A 16,694-nucleotide genomic window follows, 5' to 3' on the forward strand; every position below is an offset into this window, starting at 1 on the left:
GGCGGCCGGCAGCCGCCCCGTGAGTAGCGTTACAAAGCGAGGAAGGCCAAGGCCGCCACGGCCGTCGGCAGCAGGGCGCCGGCCAGCAGGCCGACGGCGCCGATCGATTCATCCTTGAAGCCGCGGCGCAGCAGGGCCACGCCGGCCGGGTTCGGCGCATTGGCGATGACGGTCAGGCCGCCACCGGCCACGGCGCCGGCCATCAGCATGTATTTTGCTTCGTCCGTCATGCCGACGATCAGCGAACCGAGGTAAGTGAGGGCCGCATTGTCGGTAATGGCCGTCAAGCCCAGGGCGCCGAAGAACAGGGCCAGCGGCTTCAGGCTCGAGACGATGGGTTGCAGCCACCATTGCTGCATGCCGCCCAGTACCACCAGGCCGCCCAGGAAGAAGCCGACCAGCAAGCCTTCCTTGAGGATCAGCGGGCTTTGATAGCGCTCGTACGCCTGCACGAAGCCGAGGAAGAACAGGAACAGGCCGATGAACAGCACGGGATGGTGCGCCAGGGTCACCACGCCGGCCAGCACGATCATGTGCACGAGGCTGACGGCCAGCGGTACTTTTGGCGCTTCCACTTCGCCGGCCTTCGGCTTGATGTCGGAAGTGTTGCTGTGCAGGTATTTGCGCAGCAATATGCTCACGCCCGTGGCGTTGACGAGCACGGCAATGGCGGCCTTCCAGCCGAAGTGGCTGGCCATGTAGGCGCTATCCCAGCTCCACGTGGTGGCCACCATCAGCACGGGCGGCGCCGCGTACGAAGTCAGGGTGCCGCCGATGGAAACGTTGACGAAGAGCACGCCCAGCGCGCCATATTTCAGCCATTCAGGGATGCCCGGGCGGAAGATTTGCGGCGCCAGCATCAGTGCGGCCAGAGTCATCGCGGCCGGTTCCGTAATCAGGGAACCCGTCAGGGGCACGAGCGCCAGGCCCAGCCAGACGAGGGCCAGTTCCGTGCGCAGCGGCATCACGCGCGCTACGCTTTTCAACAGGCGCTGCACGGCGTCGAGCACGGGGCGCGAGGCGGCCACGACCATGACGACAAAGACGAACAGGGGCTCCGTGTAATGGCGCGACTCGGCATACTCGATGGCCGCATCGCTGCCCGAGACAAAGGCCATGATGAGGATCAGGATGAAGGCCCAGAAGCCGAACACGACTTCCACTTCGCCCAGCAAGTGCAGCAAGCCCGCATGGCGGGGATGGCGCCGCGACAAGGTTTCAAAGGACTTGGCGGCAAAAGTGTGGATGAGCGCAAGGCCGAAGACGATGGCGCTGATGATTTGGATGGTGGTCAAATGCGTTTCCTTATGGACGGAGGAAGCCGGCTGGTACGTTGCCAACCGGTAAGGAGAGTGCTTATGGTACAGCAATCGATGCCAAAAACGGGGTTTTTCGGACATGGCGGAGCGGCCCCGGCGGTAGCGGCAGTCAGATAAACCTTGCTAAAAGTGGAGCTGGATAGTACTGTATATGCATACAGTATTCATCTATCTATCTATCTATCTATCTATCTATCTATCTATCCAATGATGCAACATTCTCAATTGATGGCCTCGCCGGAAGCCTTGCACCCGTCCTTGTGGCGCGCATCGCAGCTGGGGCAGGGCGCCACGCGCTGCCTGGACACGGGCTTTGCCGCCCTGTCCGCGCAGCTGCCCGGCGGGGGCTGGCCCAGCGGCAGCCTCATCGACTTGCTGGTGCAGCAGCCGGGCAGCGGCGAATTGCGCTTGCTGGCGCCCGCGCTGGCGCAACTGCCGGGCTTGCCCATCGTGCTGTTGCAGCCGCCCCATCCGCCGCAGGCACTGGCCCTGGCTGCGCAGGGACTGGCGCCATCGCAACTGCTGTGGCTCAAAAGCGCCGGCAGCAAGGATGCCTTGTGGGCGGCGGAAAATATCTTGCGCAGCGGTACGTGCGGCGCCTTGCTGTTCTGGCAGCCGCACGTACGCGCCGACAGCCTGCGCCGCTTGCACCTGGCCGCACAAAGCGGCAACACCCTGTTCTGCATGCTGCGCCCGCTGCACGGTGCCCAGGATGCGTCGCCGGCGCCGCTGCGCCTGTCCGTGCGCCCGGCCGCGGGCGGCATCGAGATCGGCTTCATCAAGCGCCGGGGACCGCAGCGCGACGCGCCCCTGTTCCTGCCCCTGCAACCTCCTTCATTACTGCTACGCCATGCGACTCTGGATCGGCCTGTGCCTGCCCCGGCTCCCGCTCGAAGTGTTTTGCCCGCGCTGGTCGGCTGACAGCCTGGGCGTAGTGCTGGAGCAGGAGCAAGTGATGGCCGTGTCGCCGCTGGCGCGGGCGGCCGGCATCCGGCCGGGCATGCGCCGCGCCGGTGCGCTGATGCTGGCGCCTCAGGCGCGCCTGCACGAGCGCTCCCCTGACCTGGAAGCGCAAGCCTTGCAAGCGGTGGCGCTGGCGCTGCTGCAATATTCGCCGCTGGTGGCGCAAGGCGAGGAAGCGACCCTGCTCGTCGATGCGGGCGCCAGCCTGCGCCTGTTCGGCGGCGTGCGTGCCCTGTGCCGGCACATCGCGGCCAGCTTGCGCTCGCTCGGCTACACGGCCCAGCTGTCGTGCGCCCCGACGGCACGCGGTGCCTGGCTGCTGGCGCGCGCCGCTACGCGCCGGAGCCGCGTGCTGGGCATGGAGAGCCTCACCCGCCGCCTCGACCGCCTGCCGTGCGCCTTGCTGCCGCCTGCGCGCCCTTACCTGGACTGGTTCGAGGGCATCGGCTGCCGCACCCTGGGGCAGCTGCGCCACTTGCCCCGGCCGGGCTTGCAGCGCCGTTGCGGCGCAGCCTTGCTCGATATGCTCGATGATGCGCATGGCCACAGCACGGAACTGTTCGTGTGGCTCGAAGCGCCGCCCACGTTCCGCGCCAGCCTGGAATTGTTCGACCGCGTGGAGCACGCCGACGCGCTGCTGTTCGGCGCGCGCCGCCTGCTGCAGCAAATGACGGGCTGGCTGTGCGCGCGGCAATTTGCCGTCGAGCGCATTCAGCTGCTGCTGGCGCACGAGCGGGGCAGGGTGGCGCGTCCGCCCACCGTCATCGACCTGGCGCTGGGCGAGGCCGTGTGGCGCGACGAGCACCTGGTGCGCCTGCTCAAGGAGCGCCTGGCGCAGCTGGCGCTGGAGGCGCCCGTGATCGGCCTGACCCTGGAAGCGCTGCAGGTGCAGCCGATGGCGCCGCCCAGCGAGACCCTGTTCCCCGAGCCGGGCGGCACGCCGCAGGAACGCCAGCGCCTGCTGGAATTGCTGGTGGCGCGCCTGGGCACGGACAATGTCTTGCAGGCCGCGCCGCGCGCCGATTACCGTCCCGAGGCAGCCAACCAGTGGCTGCCGCTGCCGGCCAAGATCGGCGCCAAGAACGCCCAGCCGGACTTGCCGCCGGGCTTGCCCGGCATGCCCCGTCCCGGCTGGCTGCTGGCCCAGCCCATCGCCCTGCTGATGCGCGAGCACCGGCCGTTTTATGGCTCGCCTCTGAAAATGGTGTCCGTTGCCGAACGCATAGAGGCGGGCTGGTGGGGCCAGTCGCAGGCGCGCGATTATTTCATCGCCGAAGGCCTCGACCACGCCCATTACTGGGTCTACCGCGAACGCATCGCCGGCAGCGGAGAAGACGCCGCGCCGCGCTGGTTTTTGCATGGCTTGTTTGGCTGAATAGGCTGTCCTGCTGAAACTGCCGTGCTTGGCTATACTGGCTCCCCGGCGTCGCATCTTAATTGAAACGAAGGATATCCATGACACAGCTTTCCGACTTCCCCATCACCCAAAAATGGCCTGCCCGGCATCCCGAGCGCCTGCAGCTGTACTCGCTGCCGACGCCGAACGGCATCAAGGTCTCGATCCTGCTGGAAGAGCAGGGCCTGGCGTACGAGCCGCACCTGGTCAGCTTCGAGACAAACGACCAGACATCGTCCGCATTCCTGTCCCTCAATCCGAACAACAAGATTCCCGCCATCCTCGATCCGAACGGCCCTGATGGCAAGCCGCTGGCGCTGTTCGAGTCGGGCGCCATCCTGCTGTACCTGGCTGAGAAGACAGGCAAGTTCATTCCCCAGGACGCGGGCCTGCGCTATGAAACGATACAGTGGCTGATGTTCCAGATGGGCGGTATCGGCCCCATGTTCGGCCAGGTGGGCTTTTTCCATAAATTCGCCGGCAAGGATTACGAGGACAAGCGTCCGCTCGAGCGCTATCTCGGCGAGGCGAAGCGCCTGCTGGGCGTGCTCGAGCAGCGCCTGCAGGGCCGCGACTGGATCATGGGCAGCCAGTACACGATTGCCGACATCGCCATCTTCCCGTGGGTGCGCTGCCTGGTGGGTTTTTATGGCGCGGGCGATCTTGTCGGTTTTAATAACTTTCCGAATGTGCAGCGCGTGCTGGATGCTTTCCTGGCCAGGCCTGCCGTCATCAAGGGGCTCGACATACCATCGCGTGGCTAAAACAGCCGTGGCCGGACGGCGCTACAATGCGCCATCGGCCGCGCTGCGCGGCAGCTTTGATCTGAGACAATGAAATCCACCCGGCAAGATTTTCCCGGCGCACACGGCCATGTGCTGGCGGCGCGCCTCGATGCGCCCGATGGCGCCATCCGCGCCTACGCGCTGTTCGCCCACTGCTTTACCTGCGGCAAGGACGTGCTGGCCGCGCGGCGCATCGCGCAAGGCTTGACGGAACACGGCATCGCCGTGCTGCGCTTCGACTTCACGGGACTGGGCGCCAGCGAAGGCGAGTTCGCCGCCACGAATTTCTCGTCGAACGTGGACGACCTGGTCGTCGCCGCTGACTTTTTGCGGGCCAGGCACGCCGCGCCGCAATTGCTGATCGGCCACAGCTTGGGCGGCGCCGCCGTGCTGGCCGCCGCGTCGCAAGTGCCGGAAGCGACCGCCATCGCCACCCTGGCCGCGCCGAGCACGCCCGCCTACGTGACGCGCATGTTTAGCGACCACCTGGAAAAAATCGCCGCCGAAGGCGAAGCGCTGGTGCAGCTGGAAGGGCGGCCCTTCCGTATCCGCCAGCAATTCGTCGACGACGCTGGCAGCCACAGCTTAAAAGAGCACATCGCCGGCCTGCGCCGCGCCCTGCTGGTGATGCACGCGCCGAACGACACGACGGTCAGCCTGTCGAATGCGATGGATATCTTTACGGCGGCCAAGCACCCGAAAAGCTTCGTTTCGCTCGACGACGCCGACCATCTGTTGACGGGGCGCGATGACGCGGCCTATGTCGCCAACGTCATCGCCGCGTGGAGCGCGCGCTATATCAGCTAAGTAACTAAGCGGCCGCCCAAGAAAAAACGCCGCGGCAGCAGAAGCTGGCGCGGCGCAGATGGGGGAGAAAACGGATCAGTCTTCGTCAAACTCGGCCGAAAGATCTTTCCAGCCTTTACTTACAGCAAAGGCCGAAAACTCTTCCGGCGCTTCCAGAACGATCAGTTTCTTGTCTTGCAGGCCCAGGTCGCCGTGGCCGAAGTCGGGGCCCACGTAGCCGAGGCTGCGCAGACGGGCCAGGATATGGCCGACCAGGGTCTTGTCCTTGTAGGCGCCTGCTTCGAGCGGGGCGGCGAAATCGACGTAGACGTCGATGATGCCGTAGCCTTCGTCGAAGATGCGGATGGCCTTGATGTCGTGGGCACGGCCGGAGCCGTCGGTGGCCTTGAAGGGGCCGCTGAGCTGGATGTCGGTGTCATTGTTCATGCCGCCAGCATACACCAAAAGCCGGCCCCGCATGGGGGGCGCCATGCAAATCCTGCTGGATGGGCCATGTAAAAATTTCTTACAAATTCAGCGGCGTCTGGGGCGCTTTTCGCCAATTTCAAGGCCTTGAAAGGGGCTGGAGAGGCCGTATATCGGTAACAGGCGGATGCTCATGGTGAGGTCCGCCCCTCTTATCGCTTCATTTGAAAAGGATATTTATCATGCGTACTTTTGACCTTGCTCCCCTCTACCGTTCCGCCATTGGCTTTGACCGCCTGGCACAGCTGCTCAACGAACAACGCGCCGATGCGCAACCGAGCTATCCGCCGTACAACATCGAACTGGTGTCGGAAGATAAATACCGCATCGTGATGGCATTGGCCGGCTTCTCGCGCGAAGAGATCGACATCATCACCGAACGCGACTCCCTGCACGTCACGGGCCGCAAGCAGAAAGATGGCGTCGAGCGCACGTTCTTGCACCGCGGCATCGCTGCCCGCGATTTCGAACAGCGTTTCCAGCTGGCCAACCATGTGAAGGTCACGGGTGCCACGTTTGAAAACGGCATGCTGACCATCGACCTGGTGCGTGAAGTGCCGGAAGCACTGAAACCGCGCAAGATCGAGATCGGCGCCGGCAGCGATACCGTCAGTGTGCTGGAACAGCGCCAGGCAGCCTGAGCTGAGCTGATCCCGGCGCCACTCTCTGGCATTGGCGGGAGGGAACATCCCCTCCCCATGCAGTAAAATACTGGCCGGTTAATCCGGCCAGTGTCACGTCTGGAGCCCGTTCGGGCCCTTCATTGAGCGCCATGCAAGGTGCGTGCGGCAGGCCAGATTAAGCCATGCTTAAAGGCGCAAATACCTGTTTCCAAATAGAAAAATGTTAAGCACCGCCTAAGACTCGTGGCCCACTATTGCAGACATCAAAATCTCATTAAATGAGGAGCAATTCATGGAACAGCAAACGAATACCGCATCCCTGAAAATCAAACGCACTGTAGCCGCGCTGGCCGCGATCGGTGTACTGGGCGCCGGTGGCGCCATGGTGGTGCATCAGAACAATGCTGGCGCGAATGCCGCCGCCGCTGCCCCAGGCGCCCCCGTGGCTGCCGCCGTGGCGCCCGCCGCTGCCGCGCCGCTGGTGGCCTTGCCCGACTTTAGCCAGATCGCCGCGCGCAACAGCCCGGCCGTTGTCAATATCAGCGTCACGGGCAGTACCAAGGTGGCCTACGACCCCTCGGCCCAAGCCGGCAATGACGACTTCGGCAACGACCCCTTCTTCGAATTCTTCCGCCGCTTCCAGGGGCCGCAGGGCGGGCAGCGCGGTGGCCGCGATGTGCCCACGCATGGCCTTGGTTCCGGCTTCATTGTCAGCCCCGACGGCGTCATCATGACGAATGCCCACGTGGTGCGCGATGCGCGCGAAGTGACTGTCAAGCTCAACGACCGCCGCGAATTCCGCGCCAAGGTGCTGGGCACGGATCCGAAGACCGATATCGCCGTGCTGAAAATCGACGCCAACAACCTGCCCGTCGTGCCGCTCGGTCATTCGAGCGACCTGAAAGTGGGTGAATGGGTGCTGGCCATCGGTTCCCCTTATGGCTTCGACAGCACGGTGACGGCCGGCGTCGTCAGCGCCAAGGGCCGTTCCCTGCCCGACGACAGCAACGTGCCCTTCATCCAGACGGACGTGGCCGTTAACCCCGGCAACTCGGGCGGCCCGCTGTTCAACACGCGCGGCGAAGTGGTCGGCATCAATTCGCAGATATACAGCCAGACGGGCGGCTTCCAGGGCCTGTCGTTCGCCATCCCTATCGATCTGGCCGGCCGTATCAAGGACCAGATCGTCGCCACGGGCAAGGCCAGCCACGCCAAGCTGGGCGTGACGGTGCAGGAAGTCAACCAGGGCTTTGCCGATTCGTTCAAGCTGGCCACGCCGGAAGGCGCGCTGGTGGCCAATGTGGAGCGGGGCAGCCCGGCCGACAAGGCGGGCCTGAAGTCGGGCGATGTGGTGCGCAAGGTGAATGGCCAGCGCATCATCGGCTCGGCCGACTTGCCGGCGCTGGTGGGCACGTCCTTGCCAGGCGACAAGATCACCATGGATGTCTGGCGTGACGGCAAGATCGTCAGCCTGACGGCAACCCTGGGCAATGCGGCCGACAAGGTGGCCGACGTGGCGAAGAGCGACAGCGCCGCCGGCAAGGTAAAGCTGGGCCTGGCCCTGCGTCCGTTACAATCGGATGAAAAACGCGAGGCCGGCATCAGCGCCGGCCTGCTGGTGGAAGACGCGGGCGGTGCTGCCGCCAACGCCGGGGTGCAGCCGGGCGACGTGCTATTGTCGGTCAATGGCCGTCCCGTCAACACGGTCGAGCAAGTGCGCGACGTGGTGGAAAAATCCGCCAAGTCGGTCGCCTTGCTGATACAGCGGGGACCCGACAAGATTTTTATTCCGGTGCGTTTAGGTTAATGAATGAGTACCGGGTCAGTCACTTCGTGATCGGAATGTGTCCCATTGGGATACATTCCCCCGTCGGGGCCGACCCCAGCTTTTCATCTTTTGGGGTGAAAGCAAGCATAACAAGATAGAGAGGCAAGCCATGCGCTTATTGCTGGTAGAAGACGATACGATGATCGGCGAGGTGGTGCTCGATTTGCTGCGCGCCGAGCATTACGCGGTGGACTGGGTCAAGGATGGAGACATGGCCGATACGGCCCTGCAGACGCAGACCTACGATCTGGTATTGCTGGACCTGGGCTTGCCTCGCAAGGATGGCCTCGACGTGCTGCGCTCGATGCGCTTGCGCAAACTCGACACGCCGGTTCTCGTGGCCACGGCGCGCGACGCCATCGAGCAGCGCATCGCCGGCCTCGACGCGGGCGCCGACGATTACGTCTTGAAACCGTACGACCTCGACGAACTGCTGGCGCGCATCCGCGCCTTGCTGCGGCGCGCCTCGGGGCGGCCGGAACCGGTCTTCGAACACCAGGGTGTTTCCATCAATCCACTGACGCGCGAAGTGATCGCCGAAGGGCATCCCGTCAATCTGTCGGCGCGCGAATGGGCCGTGCTGGAAGCCTTGATCGCGCGTCCCGGCATCGTGCTGTCGCGCGCGCAGCTGGAAGAAAAGCTGTACAGCTGGAAGGATGAAGTCAACAGCAATGCCGTGGAAGTGTATATCCATGGCTTGCGCAAGAAGCTGGGCAGCGACTTGATCCAGAACGTGCGCGGCCTCGGCTACATGGTGCCCAAGGCATGAGGATGAAGGTCACGGTGACGCACTCGCTGCGCGGCCGCCTGCTGTGGTTTTTGCTGGCGGCCATCATCATGGCGGCCCTGGCGCAAGCGTCGATCGCCTACCGCAGCGCCCTGTACGACGCCGACCAGATTTTCGACTATCACATGCAGCAGATGGCCCTGTCGCTGCGCTCCGGCGCGCCGCTGGCCAACCATGCGCAAGCCTTGCCGGCCGACCCCGTCAACAATGACATGGTGGTGCAGGTATGGACGCCGGACGGCGTGCAGGTGTTCCGTTCGATCACGCGCGCGGAATTGCCGCAGCGCGCCGTGTTGGGCTTTTCGAATGTAAAGGCCAACGGCACGACCTACCGCATCTTCTCCGTGCAAACCAGTTCCCAGACCGTGCAGATCGCCCAGGACATGGCCGTGCGCAAGCGCATGGCCGGCAGCCTGGCGCTGCGCACGGTGGGCCCGATTGCCCTGATGGCGCCGATTTTGATGCTTGTCGTCTGGTGGGTCGTCAGCGGTTCGCTGGCGCCCGTCTCGCGCGTGCGCAAACAGGTGGCGGCGCGCCAGGCGGACGATCTGTCGCCCGTCTCGGAAGCGGGCTTGCCCGACGAAGTGCGCCCGCTGGTGCATGAGCTGAACTTGCTCTTCGGTCGCGTCAAAACGGCGTTCGACGCGCAGCAGCATTTCGTTGCCGATGCCGCGCATGAATTGCGCACGCCGCTGGCGGCCTTGAAGCTGCAGGTATTGAGCCTGGAGCGGGCCGAATCGCAGGAAAAGCGCAGCCTGGCGATCTCCCGCGTGAGCGCCGGCATCGAGCGGGCCACGCGCCTGGTCGAGCAGCTGCTGGTGCTGGCCCGCCAGGAAGCGAGCGCCGCCAGCGGCGACCAGCTGCAGGCGGTGGATTTGAACGATGTCGTCAAGCGCGCGCTGGGCGACATGGCCGGCATCGCGCAGGCGCGCAAGATCGACCTGGGCCTGCATCACATGGATGCGGCCAAGGTGGCGGGGCAGGCCGATGCGCTCAACATCATGCTGCGTAACCTGGTCGACAACGCCATCAAGTACACGCCGCAGGGCGGCACGGTCGACATCGACCTGCGCGCCAGCCCCGTTGGCGTGACGTTATCGGTGGAAGACAGCGGCCCCGGCATTCCGCCCGAAGAGCGCGAGCGCGTCTTCAGCCGCTTCTACCGCGTGCCCGGCACGGACGCCAACGGCAGCGGCCTGGGCCTGGCCATCATCAAGGCCATCGCCGAGCGCCATGGCGCGCGCCTGGTGCTGGACAAATCCGAGCGCCTGGGCGGTTTGTGCGTGCGCGTGGAATTCCCGCAAGCCGTGAAAAAATAGGGCTCTGTCCTCGGCAAGTAGGGGAAATGTCGGAATTTTCCTGTGGCTGAGCTGTCTGACTCTGCATATCAATCACGCAGGGAGCAGATCATGCGGCCAGCCGAATGGATCACCTTGATTGCGCAGTTTGCTCAGTTGAGCCAGCGTCAGCGGCAAGCAGGTATTGCCCTGCTGCGTGGCAGCGCGCCACACGACGCGATCGTCGCGCTGCTGGAAAGTGTGGCGCAGCCGCGATTGGCCTGTCCCGCCTGCCACTCGGCGCACCTGCACAGGCATGGCCATGCGCACGGCCTGCAGCGCTACCGCTGCATGCCCTGCGGCCGCACCTTCAACGCCTTGACGGGCACGCCGCTGGCGCGCTTACGCCATAAATCGCTGTGGCGCGATTACGCCGATTGTCTGCTGGCATCGGATTCCGTGCGCAAGGCGGCGAGCCAACTGGGCGTACACCGCAACACCACGTTTCGCTGGCGTCACCGGTTTTTATCGTTAGCCAAGACGGACCGGCCCCATGGCCTGCATGGCATTGCCGAAGCGGACGAACTGTATGTACTGGAATCTGAAAAGGGAGCGCGGCAGATGACGCGTCCGGCGCGCCGCCGTGGCGGCCATGCCCACAAGCGCGGCATTTCCAATGAGCAGGTCTGCATCCTGGTGGCGCGCGACCGTACGGGCCAGACCCTCGATTTCGTCACGGGCAAAGGGGCGTTGACGAAGGCGCAGCTGCACCACTGTTTGTTGCCTGTCATCGACAAGGACGTGCTGCTGGTTACCGATGGCCATCCCGCCTACCGGGCTTTTGCTCAGGAAGCTCGTATCAGCCACCAGGCCGTCAACGTGCGCGCCGGCATCCGCGTGCAGGGCGCCGCCCACGTGCAGAACGTCAACGCCTATCACAGCCGTTTGCGGCAATGGCTAGGTCCGTTTCATGGCGTGGCGACGCGCTACCTGCCGAACTACCTGGGATGGCGGTGGATACTCGACGCCAGGCGCATCCGTTCACCGGAAACGCTGTTGAAAGCAACGCTGGGTGCATTTCCACATCTGACGGTGACATAGCCAAAAATAACGTTTTGATCATGATCTTTGGCATGTTGCATTGACGCGCGCGCCGCTGGCATATATTGTCTGCGCAATAAGCAATCAAGCAAACGGAGCGCAGCATGCAGAAGATCGGCTTTTCAGGAACCCTCGACCCCATCACCAACGGCCATATGTGGGTGATCGGCGAAGCGCGTTCGCTCGCCGACGAGGTGATCGTGTTCCTGTCGCAAAACCCCGCCAAGCGCCCTCAATTTCCCGCTGAAGACCGCAAGCGCATCATCGAACAGAGCGCACGCGAGTGCGGCTGGGATAATGTGCAGGTGGTCATCGTCAAGGGCGACTACACGGCGCGCGCGGCGAAAAAGCACGGCTGCGACTACCTGATACGCGGCATCCGCACGACGGCCGATTTCGACTATGAAAACTTGATTCAGCAAACGAACGTCGATGTGCTGCAGGGCGCCAAGACCATCTTCGTCATGCCGCCGCGCGACCTCGGCTCCGTCAGTTCCAGCTTCGTCAAGGCGCTGGAAGGGCCGGTCGGCTGGAACTGGACCATGAAGAAATTCGTCCCCGGCCCGGCCTACCAGGCGTGGATACTCGATTGCCTGCGCAAGGAGTGGGAAGCGCTGTGGAACTACGCGACCGCCTCGCAAGATGACATCGCGCTGGCGGACCACTGGTTCGCGCACCTGACGGGACCGCAGGCGTATGGCGGCGCGGACCGCCACTATCACAACCTCGACCACCTGGTGCATGGCCTGTCCGAGATCCGCGTGTGGGCCGACAATACCTTTGCGCCCAAGCGCGACAGCGCGCTGGTCAAGAAGGCGTTCTGGTTCCACGACGCCGTCTACAGCCACGACGACGATGCCCTGTATTCGAGCGAAGAGGCGAGCGCCCAGCTGTGGCTGGCCAGCGGCCTTGATGCGGGCGATAACCTCGATGTAGCGCAATTGATACGCGCCACCGACCATTTCCAGGGCCCCGGCATCAGCCACGCGCTGAAGGACGCCATGCTCAGTGCCGACCTGGCTATCCTGGGGCAGGATGAAGAAGTGTATCAAGCCTACACGCAAGCGATCGGAAGAGAATACGCGCACGTGGACCCCGTGCGCTTCAATGAACAGCGGGGCCTGGCCCTGCGGCACCTGAGCGCCAAGGCGCAGGCGGGCCAGCTGTTTGGCGATGCGTATTTCGCCGATCAGTACAACGAGCGGGCGATAGACAACATGCGGAAAGAGATCGCGGTGCTGGCGGGGAATTGAGTTTAACGGTGGCTGGCTGCTGCATGCAGCAGTGCATCCTCGAGCCGGTCATTGCCCCAGAATAATTCCCCGTTGCTGACGAAGCTGGGGGCGCCGAACAGGTTCAGCGCTTGTGCCTGCTCAGTCTGGCGGCGCAGCCGCAGCTTGTTATCTTGTGTCAAAGCCAGCGCCAGGACGGTGCGCGCATCGAGGCCCAGCTCGTCTAAAACTTCACTGACTGCCTCGATGTTGTCGATATCGCGGTCCGCGGCAAAATTCATCGCCATCATGCGGCGCGCGAATGGCGCAATCCAGCCCTGGTCCGCGCCGATCAAGGCCACACGCATGGGCAACAGGGCCGTGCGGGGAAAGGAACTCGGCTGCTGCCATGGCAACGCGTACTTTTCGCACTGGCGCGCCATGTCGCGCCACGTGTAGTCGCCCTTGAGTTTTTGCAAGATGAAGGGCGATGTCTCCCAGCCCAGCGCCTTGAACACGACGCCCAGCAGGAAGGGTTTCCAGATCACACGTACCTTCTTTTCATGCGCCAGCGCTTCGATGCGCATGGCGCTCAGGTAGCTGTAGTTGCTGCCGAAATCGAACCAGAATTCCAGTGTGGCCATGGCATCGCTTCCAGGTGATGATGCTAGCGGGCCGCCTTGGCGCGCGCCGCGTGCAGTTTCTTGAAGCTGTCGATCAGGCGCTGGTGCCTGTCGAGGCCTTCCAGCTGCATGCTGGTCGGGGTCAGGCCGAAGAAGCGCACGCTGCCGCCTACCGAGCCCAGCACTGCATCCATGCGTTCGTTGCCAAACATGCGGCGGAAATTGACGACGTAGTCGTCCAGTTCCAGCGCGTCATCGAGTTCCACTTCCAGTACCACGTTCATGGCCTGGTAAAACAGTTTACGCTCGAGCGTGTTGTCGTTGTACTGCAGGAAGGTTTCCACCAGCTCTTTCGCTTCCTCGAACTGCTGCAAGGCGAGATGAATCAGCAGCTTCAATTCCAGCGTCGTCAACTGGCCCCACACCGTGTTTTCGTCAAATTCGATGCCGATCAGGGTGGCGATGTCGCCGTACTCGTCGAGCTCGCTGTTTTCCAGCCGATCGAGCAAGTCTTCCAGGCTGGCATCGTCCAGGCTATGCAAGTTCAGGATGTCGGCGCGGAACAGCAGCGCCTTGTTGGTGTTGTCCCAGATCAGATCTTCGACCGGATATACCTCGGAATAACCGGGCACGAGGATGCGGCAGGCCGTGGCGCCCAGCTGGTCGTACTCGGCCGTGTACACTTCCTTGCCCATGCCGGCGAGGATGCCGAACAGGGTTGCTGCTTCCTCGGCATTCGAGTTTTCGCCGTGGCCGGAAAAATCCCACTCGACGAAATCGTAATCGGCCTTGGCGCTGAAGAAGCGCCACGAGACGATGCCGCTGGAATCGATGAAGTGTTCGACGAAGTTATTCGGCTCGGTGACGGCTTCGCTGGCAAACGTTGGTTGCGGCAAGTCGTTGAGGCCTTCAAAGCTGCGGCCTTGCAGCAATTCCGTCAGGCTGCGCTCAAGCGCCACTTCCAGGCTTGGGTGGGCGCCGAACGAGGCGAACACGCCGCCCGTGCGCGGGTTCATCAGGGTGACGCACATCACCGGGTACACGCCGCCCAGCGACGCATCTTTGACCAGCACGGGGAAGCCTTGCTCTTCCAGGCCGGCGATACCGGCCACGATGCCCGGGTATTTCGCCAGCACTTCCTGCGGCACGTCGGGCAGGGCGATTTCGCCTTCGAGGATTTCGCGCTTGACGGCCCGCTCAAAAATTTCCGACAGACATTGCACCTGCGCTTCGACCAGCGTATTACCGGCACTCATGCCATTGCTGACGTACAGGTTTTCGATTAGGTTCGACGGGAAATACACGACTTCGCCATCCGAATGGCGCACATACGGCAGCGAGCAAATGCCGCGCTCGGCATTGCCGGAGTTGGTGTCGATCAGGTGCGAGCCGCGCAGCTCGCCATCGGGGTTGTAGATGTCCAGGCAGTATTCGTCGAGAATCTCTTTCGGCAGCGCATCCTTGCGGCCCGGCTTGAACCAGCGCTCGTTCGGGTAGTGGACGAATGGCGCGTTGGCGATGTCCTCACCCCAGAACGACCCGGCGTAGAAATGGTTGTTGCTGAGACGCTCGATATACTCGCCCAGCGCCGACGCCAGCGCGCTTTCCTTGGTCGCGCCCTTGCCGTTGGTGAAACACATGGGCGAATGCGCATCGCGGATATGCAGCGACCAGACATTCGGGATGATGTTGCGCCACGAGGCGATTTCAATCTTGATGCCCAGGCCCGCCAGCAGTCCCGACATATTGGCGATCGTCTGTTCCAGCGGCAAATCCTTGCCGACGATATAGGTGCTCGCGCCAGGGGCTGGATTTAAAGCCAGCAAGGCCTGCGCGTCGGCGTCCAGGTTTTCCACCTCTTCAATCACGAACTCGGGGCCCGTTTGCACCACTTTTTTCACCGTGCAACGGTCGATCGAGCGCAGGATGCCCTGGCGGTCCTTGGCCGAGATATCGGCCGGCAGTTCGACCTGGATCTTGAAAATCTGCTGGTAACGGTTTTCTGGATCAACAATATTGTTTTGCGACAGGCGGATGTTTTCAGTGGAAATATTGCGTGTATCGCAATACAACTTCACGAAGTACGCCGCGCACAGTGCCGATGATGCTAAAAAGTAATCGAACGGGCCAGGCGCCGAGCCATCGCCCTTGTAGCGGATGGGCTGGTCGGCGATGACCGTAAAATCGTCGAACTTGGCTTCGAGACGCAGCTTGTCGAGAAAGTTGACTTTAATTTCCATGAGGTAATCCAATACAGTGCTTATGAGTTAGGCGCTATTATCCGTGCTTTCTGCCGCAGGGCAAAGATTGTTCACTGCGGCCGTGCTGGCCGGGAGCGGCCGGGGCAATGAAGGAGACATGATAAATGTATGAGGCGATCTGACTGAACATGCGAATAACACTGATGCGTCACGGCGCGCCGCAACTCGCCAAGGGCGGCTGGATAGCGCCCATGCAAATGGGACAGTGGATTGATCTCTACAATCAATCGCTGATCAAGGAGGGCGACATTCCTCTGGAGTGCCCCGTGGCCGCGCTTTCCGCGTCGACCATCGTGGCCAGCACGGCGCCTAGGGCGTGCTCATCGGCCAGGGCACTGGGCGACTTGCCATTCACGCAAGAGGCGATTTTCACTGAAGCGGAGCTTCCCTTTGCGCTCTGGAAAGCGCCCTGGTTGCCGCCCGAAGCCTGGGCAGTGATTTTCCGCCTGCTCTGGCTTTGCGGTTATGCGCGCGGCTCGGATTCGCTCACGCTCACCCGGCAGCGTGCCAGGGCCGCCGCCGAGCGGCTTGTTGCGCTTGCCGCCAAGGGGCCTGTGCTGCTGGTCGGACATGGCATCATGAATCGTTTGATCGGCAAGGAGCTGCAGGCATTGGGTTGGCTTGCCCGCAACAGGCAAGGCAGCCGCTACTGGAGCATGGGCGTGTATGAGTTGTGAAATTGGTGGGGCGTGGATCGATATAATTGATGGTAATGTGATCCAAACGCTGTGGCCTTCCCATTGCGAAGGTCAGCGTCATCCATAAAGAAGGCCGTGCCGATGCAAATTTCCATGAATGATGTGCTCGCTGAGCAAGAAGTGATAGCCCTCTACAAGGCCAATCACTGGTCGTCCGCGGAAAAGCCCAAAGAGCTGATGGCTGCGCTGCGCAATTCCCACAGCCTGGTGACGGCCCGCGCCGATGGCAAATTGATTGGCATCGGCAATGCCATTTCCGATGGTCATCTGGTTGTCTACTTTCCGCATATGCTTGTCGATCCCATGGCGCAAGGCCAGGGTGTCGGCAGAAGGATGATGGCGGCCATGCTGGAAAAATATGCGGGGTTTCACCAGCAAATGCTGACAGCGGACGGCAGGGCCATCGCGTTCTACGAATCCGTGGGATTTGTTCGCGCCGGGAAAACAGAGCCCATGTGGATCTATGCGGGCGATGAGCATTGAATGGTGAGGCCGACATAAAAACAGCGGCTGCCCATGCTGGCGCAGCCGCTGTTTTTTAGGCGGACAC

General features: G+C 62.8%; 16 protein-coding genes. 12 read left to right on the top strand and 4 right to left on the bottom strand.

Annotation, left to right across the window (positions count from 1 at the left end; genetic code table 11):
• Nucleotides 1–29: 29 nt before the first annotated feature.
• Entirely contained in the window at nucleotides 30–1,295 is a 1,266-nt protein-coding gene (locus tag ACQ4WO_RS03975; RefSeq protein ID WP_436480312.1) for a putative Na+/H+ antiporter, read from the bottom strand.
• A 234-nt stretch (nucleotides 1,296–1,529) separates the two neighbouring features.
• Between ACQ4WO_RS03975 and imuA the strand changes: the two genes are divergently transcribed.
• The 4 genes from imuA (at nucleotide 1,530) to ACQ4WO_RS03995 (ending at nucleotide 5,270) form a co-directional block, all read left to right on the top strand.
• Nucleotides 1,530–2,240, top strand: a complete 711-nt coding sequence (imuA, locus tag ACQ4WO_RS03980; RefSeq protein ID WP_436480639.1) for a translesion DNA synthesis-associated protein ImuA — start codon at nucleotides 1,530–1,532, stop codon at nucleotides 2,238–2,240.
• Nucleotides 2,170–3,657, top strand: coding sequence for a Y-family DNA polymerase (locus ACQ4WO_RS03985; RefSeq protein ID WP_436480313.1), 1,488 nt, complete (start codon nucleotides 2,170–2,172; stop codon nucleotides 3,655–3,657). Before imuA ends, ACQ4WO_RS03985 begins: the two co-directional genes overlap by 71 nt.
• An 80-nt stretch (nucleotides 3,658–3,737) precedes the next feature.
• Complete coding sequence (locus ACQ4WO_RS03990) at nucleotides 3,738–4,442, top strand: glutathione binding-like protein (RefSeq protein WP_436480314.1); 705 nt, start codon at nucleotides 3,738–3,740, stop codon at nucleotides 4,440–4,442.
• A gap of 69 nt (nucleotides 4,443–4,511) precedes the next feature.
• Complete coding sequence (locus tag ACQ4WO_RS03995) at nucleotides 4,512–5,270, top strand: alpha/beta hydrolase family protein (protein WP_436480315.1); 759 nt, start codon at nucleotides 4,512–4,514, stop codon at nucleotides 5,268–5,270.
• Between the two features lie 75 nt (nucleotides 5,271–5,345).
• Here the strand turns inward: ACQ4WO_RS03995 and ACQ4WO_RS04000 are convergent, their stop codons facing one another.
• On the bottom strand, nucleotides 5,346–5,696 hold the full coding sequence (locus ACQ4WO_RS04000; protein WP_034783462.1) for a hypothetical protein: 351 nt from the start codon (nucleotides 5,694–5,696) through the stop codon (nucleotides 5,346–5,348).
• Nucleotides 5,697–5,917: 221 nt separating this feature from the next.
• Here ACQ4WO_RS04000 and ACQ4WO_RS04005 point away from each other — a divergent pair, with 221 nt between their 5' ends.
• The 6 genes from ACQ4WO_RS04005 to coaD all read left to right on the top strand — a co-directional run bounded on the left by ACQ4WO_RS04005 (nucleotide 5,918) and on the right by coaD (nucleotide 12,604).
• The gene (locus ACQ4WO_RS04005) at nucleotides 5,918–6,376 is read left to right on the top strand and encodes an Hsp20 family protein (RefSeq protein WP_034750759.1); all 459 of its coding nucleotides are present in this window, start codon (nucleotides 5,918–5,920) and stop codon (nucleotides 6,374–6,376) included.
• Nucleotides 6,377–6,650: 274 nt separating this feature from the next.
• Nucleotides 6,651–8,165 carry a Do family serine endopeptidase gene (locus tag ACQ4WO_RS04010; protein ID WP_139091517.1) on the top strand — a complete coding sequence of 505 codons (1,515 nt, stop codon included), beginning with the start codon at nucleotides 6,651–6,653 and terminating at the stop codon, nucleotides 8,163–8,165.
• A 130-nt stretch (nucleotides 8,166–8,295) separates the two neighbouring features.
• The gene (locus ACQ4WO_RS04015) at nucleotides 8,296–8,955 is read left to right on the top strand and encodes a response regulator (RefSeq protein ID WP_034750756.1); all 660 of its coding nucleotides are present in this window, start codon (nucleotides 8,296–8,298) and stop codon (nucleotides 8,953–8,955) included.
• 2 nt (nucleotides 8,956–8,957) lie between these two features.
• Nucleotides 8,958–10,292 carry an ATP-binding protein gene (locus ACQ4WO_RS04020; RefSeq protein WP_034750754.1) on the top strand — a complete coding sequence of 445 codons (1,335 nt, stop codon included), beginning with the start codon at nucleotides 8,958–8,960 and terminating at the stop codon, nucleotides 10,290–10,292.
• 90 nt (nucleotides 10,293–10,382) lie between these two features.
• Nucleotides 10,383–11,351 carry an IS1595 family transposase gene (locus tag ACQ4WO_RS04025; protein WP_436480316.1) on the top strand — a complete coding sequence of 323 codons (969 nt, stop codon included), beginning with the start codon at nucleotides 10,383–10,385 and terminating at the stop codon, nucleotides 11,349–11,351.
• Nucleotides 11,352–11,455: 104 nt separating this feature from the next.
• A complete protein-coding gene (gene coaD, locus ACQ4WO_RS04030; protein WP_436480317.1) occupies nucleotides 11,456–12,604 on the top strand; it encodes a pantetheine-phosphate adenylyltransferase in 1,149 nt (382 codons plus the stop codon).
• Nucleotides 12,605–12,606: 2 nt separating this feature from the next.
• On the opposite strand, the gene ACQ4WO_RS04035 is transcribed toward coaD, so the two are convergent.
• Both ACQ4WO_RS04035 and ACQ4WO_RS04040 read right to left on the bottom strand, forming a co-directional pair.
• Nucleotides 12,607–13,206, bottom strand: a complete 600-nt coding sequence (locus ACQ4WO_RS04035) for a 2-hydroxychromene-2-carboxylate isomerase (protein WP_436480318.1) — start codon at nucleotides 13,204–13,206, stop codon at nucleotides 12,607–12,609.
• Between the two features lie 23 nt (nucleotides 13,207–13,229).
• Nucleotides 13,230–15,425, bottom strand: coding sequence for an OsmC domain/YcaO domain-containing protein (locus ACQ4WO_RS04040; RefSeq protein ID WP_436480319.1), 2,196 nt, complete (start codon nucleotides 15,423–15,425; stop codon nucleotides 13,230–13,232).
• A 164-nt stretch (nucleotides 15,426–15,589) separates the two neighbouring features.
• Between ACQ4WO_RS04040 and ACQ4WO_RS04045 the strand changes: the two genes are divergently transcribed.
• Nucleotides 15,590–16,123, top strand: a complete 534-nt coding sequence (locus tag ACQ4WO_RS04045; protein WP_436480640.1) for a hypothetical protein — start codon at nucleotides 15,590–15,592, stop codon at nucleotides 16,121–16,123.
• Nucleotides 16,124–16,237: 114 nt separating this feature from the next.
• Complete coding sequence (locus tag ACQ4WO_RS04050; protein ID WP_436480320.1) at nucleotides 16,238–16,627, top strand: GNAT family N-acetyltransferase; 390 nt, start codon at nucleotides 16,238–16,240, stop codon at nucleotides 16,625–16,627.
• Nucleotides 16,628–16,694: the final 67 nt, after the last annotated feature.

The sequence above is a fragment of the Janthinobacterium aestuarii genome (genome assembly GCF_051380835.1).
GTDB lineage: Bacteria > Pseudomonadota > Gammaproteobacteria > Burkholderiales > Burkholderiaceae_D > Janthinobacterium > Janthinobacterium aestuarii.

What these genes read in the sequence shown, in the direction of transcription:
- ACQ4WO_RS03990 (WP_436480314.1), top strand. Translation starts at nt 3,738, where the DNA reads ATGACACAGCTTTCCGACTTCCCCATCACCCAAAAATGGCCTGCCCGG.
- ACQ4WO_RS04035 (WP_436480318.1), bottom strand. Translation starts at nt 13,206, where the DNA reads ATGGCCACACTGGAATTCTGGTTCGATTTCGGCAGCAACTACAGCTAC.
- ACQ4WO_RS04045 (WP_436480640.1), top strand. Translation starts at nt 15,590, where the DNA reads ATGCGTCACGGCGCGCCGCAACTCGCCAAGGGCGGCTGGATAGCGCCC.
- ACQ4WO_RS04000 (WP_034783462.1), bottom strand. Translation starts at nt 5,696, where the DNA reads ATGAACAATGACACCGACATCCAGCTCAGCGGCCCCTTCAAGGCCACC.
- ACQ4WO_RS04015 (WP_034750756.1), top strand. Translation starts at nt 8,296, where the DNA reads ATGCGCTTATTGCTGGTAGAAGACGATACGATGATCGGCGAGGTGGTG.
- ACQ4WO_RS04010 (WP_139091517.1), top strand. Translation starts at nt 6,651, where the DNA reads ATGGAACAGCAAACGAATACCGCATCCCTGAAAATCAAACGCACTGTA.
- ACQ4WO_RS04050 (WP_436480320.1), top strand. Translation starts at nt 16,238, where the DNA reads ATGAATGATGTGCTCGCTGAGCAAGAAGTGATAGCCCTCTACAAGGCC.
- ACQ4WO_RS04040 (WP_436480319.1), bottom strand. Translation starts at nt 15,425, where the DNA reads ATGGAAATTAAAGTCAACTTTCTCGACAAGCTGCGTCTCGAAGCCAAG.
- ACQ4WO_RS04005 (WP_034750759.1), top strand. Translation starts at nt 5,918, where the DNA reads ATGCGTACTTTTGACCTTGCTCCCCTCTACCGTTCCGCCATTGGCTTT.
- ACQ4WO_RS04025 (WP_436480316.1), top strand. Translation starts at nt 10,383, where the DNA reads ATGCGGCCAGCCGAATGGATCACCTTGATTGCGCAGTTTGCTCAGTTG.
- ACQ4WO_RS04020 (WP_034750754.1), top strand. Translation starts at nt 8,958, where the DNA reads ATGAAGGTCACGGTGACGCACTCGCTGCGCGGCCGCCTGCTGTGGTTT.
- ACQ4WO_RS03985 (WP_436480313.1), top strand. Translation starts at nt 2,170, where the DNA reads ATGCGACTCTGGATCGGCCTGTGCCTGCCCCGGCTCCCGCTCGAAGTG.
- coaD (WP_436480317.1), top strand. Translation starts at nt 11,456, where the DNA reads ATGCAGAAGATCGGCTTTTCAGGAACCCTCGACCCCATCACCAACGGC.
- imuA (WP_436480639.1), top strand. Translation starts at nt 1,530, where the DNA reads ATGCAACATTCTCAATTGATGGCCTCGCCGGAAGCCTTGCACCCGTCC.
- ACQ4WO_RS03995 (WP_436480315.1), top strand. Translation starts at nt 4,512, where the DNA reads ATGAAATCCACCCGGCAAGATTTTCCCGGCGCACACGGCCATGTGCTG.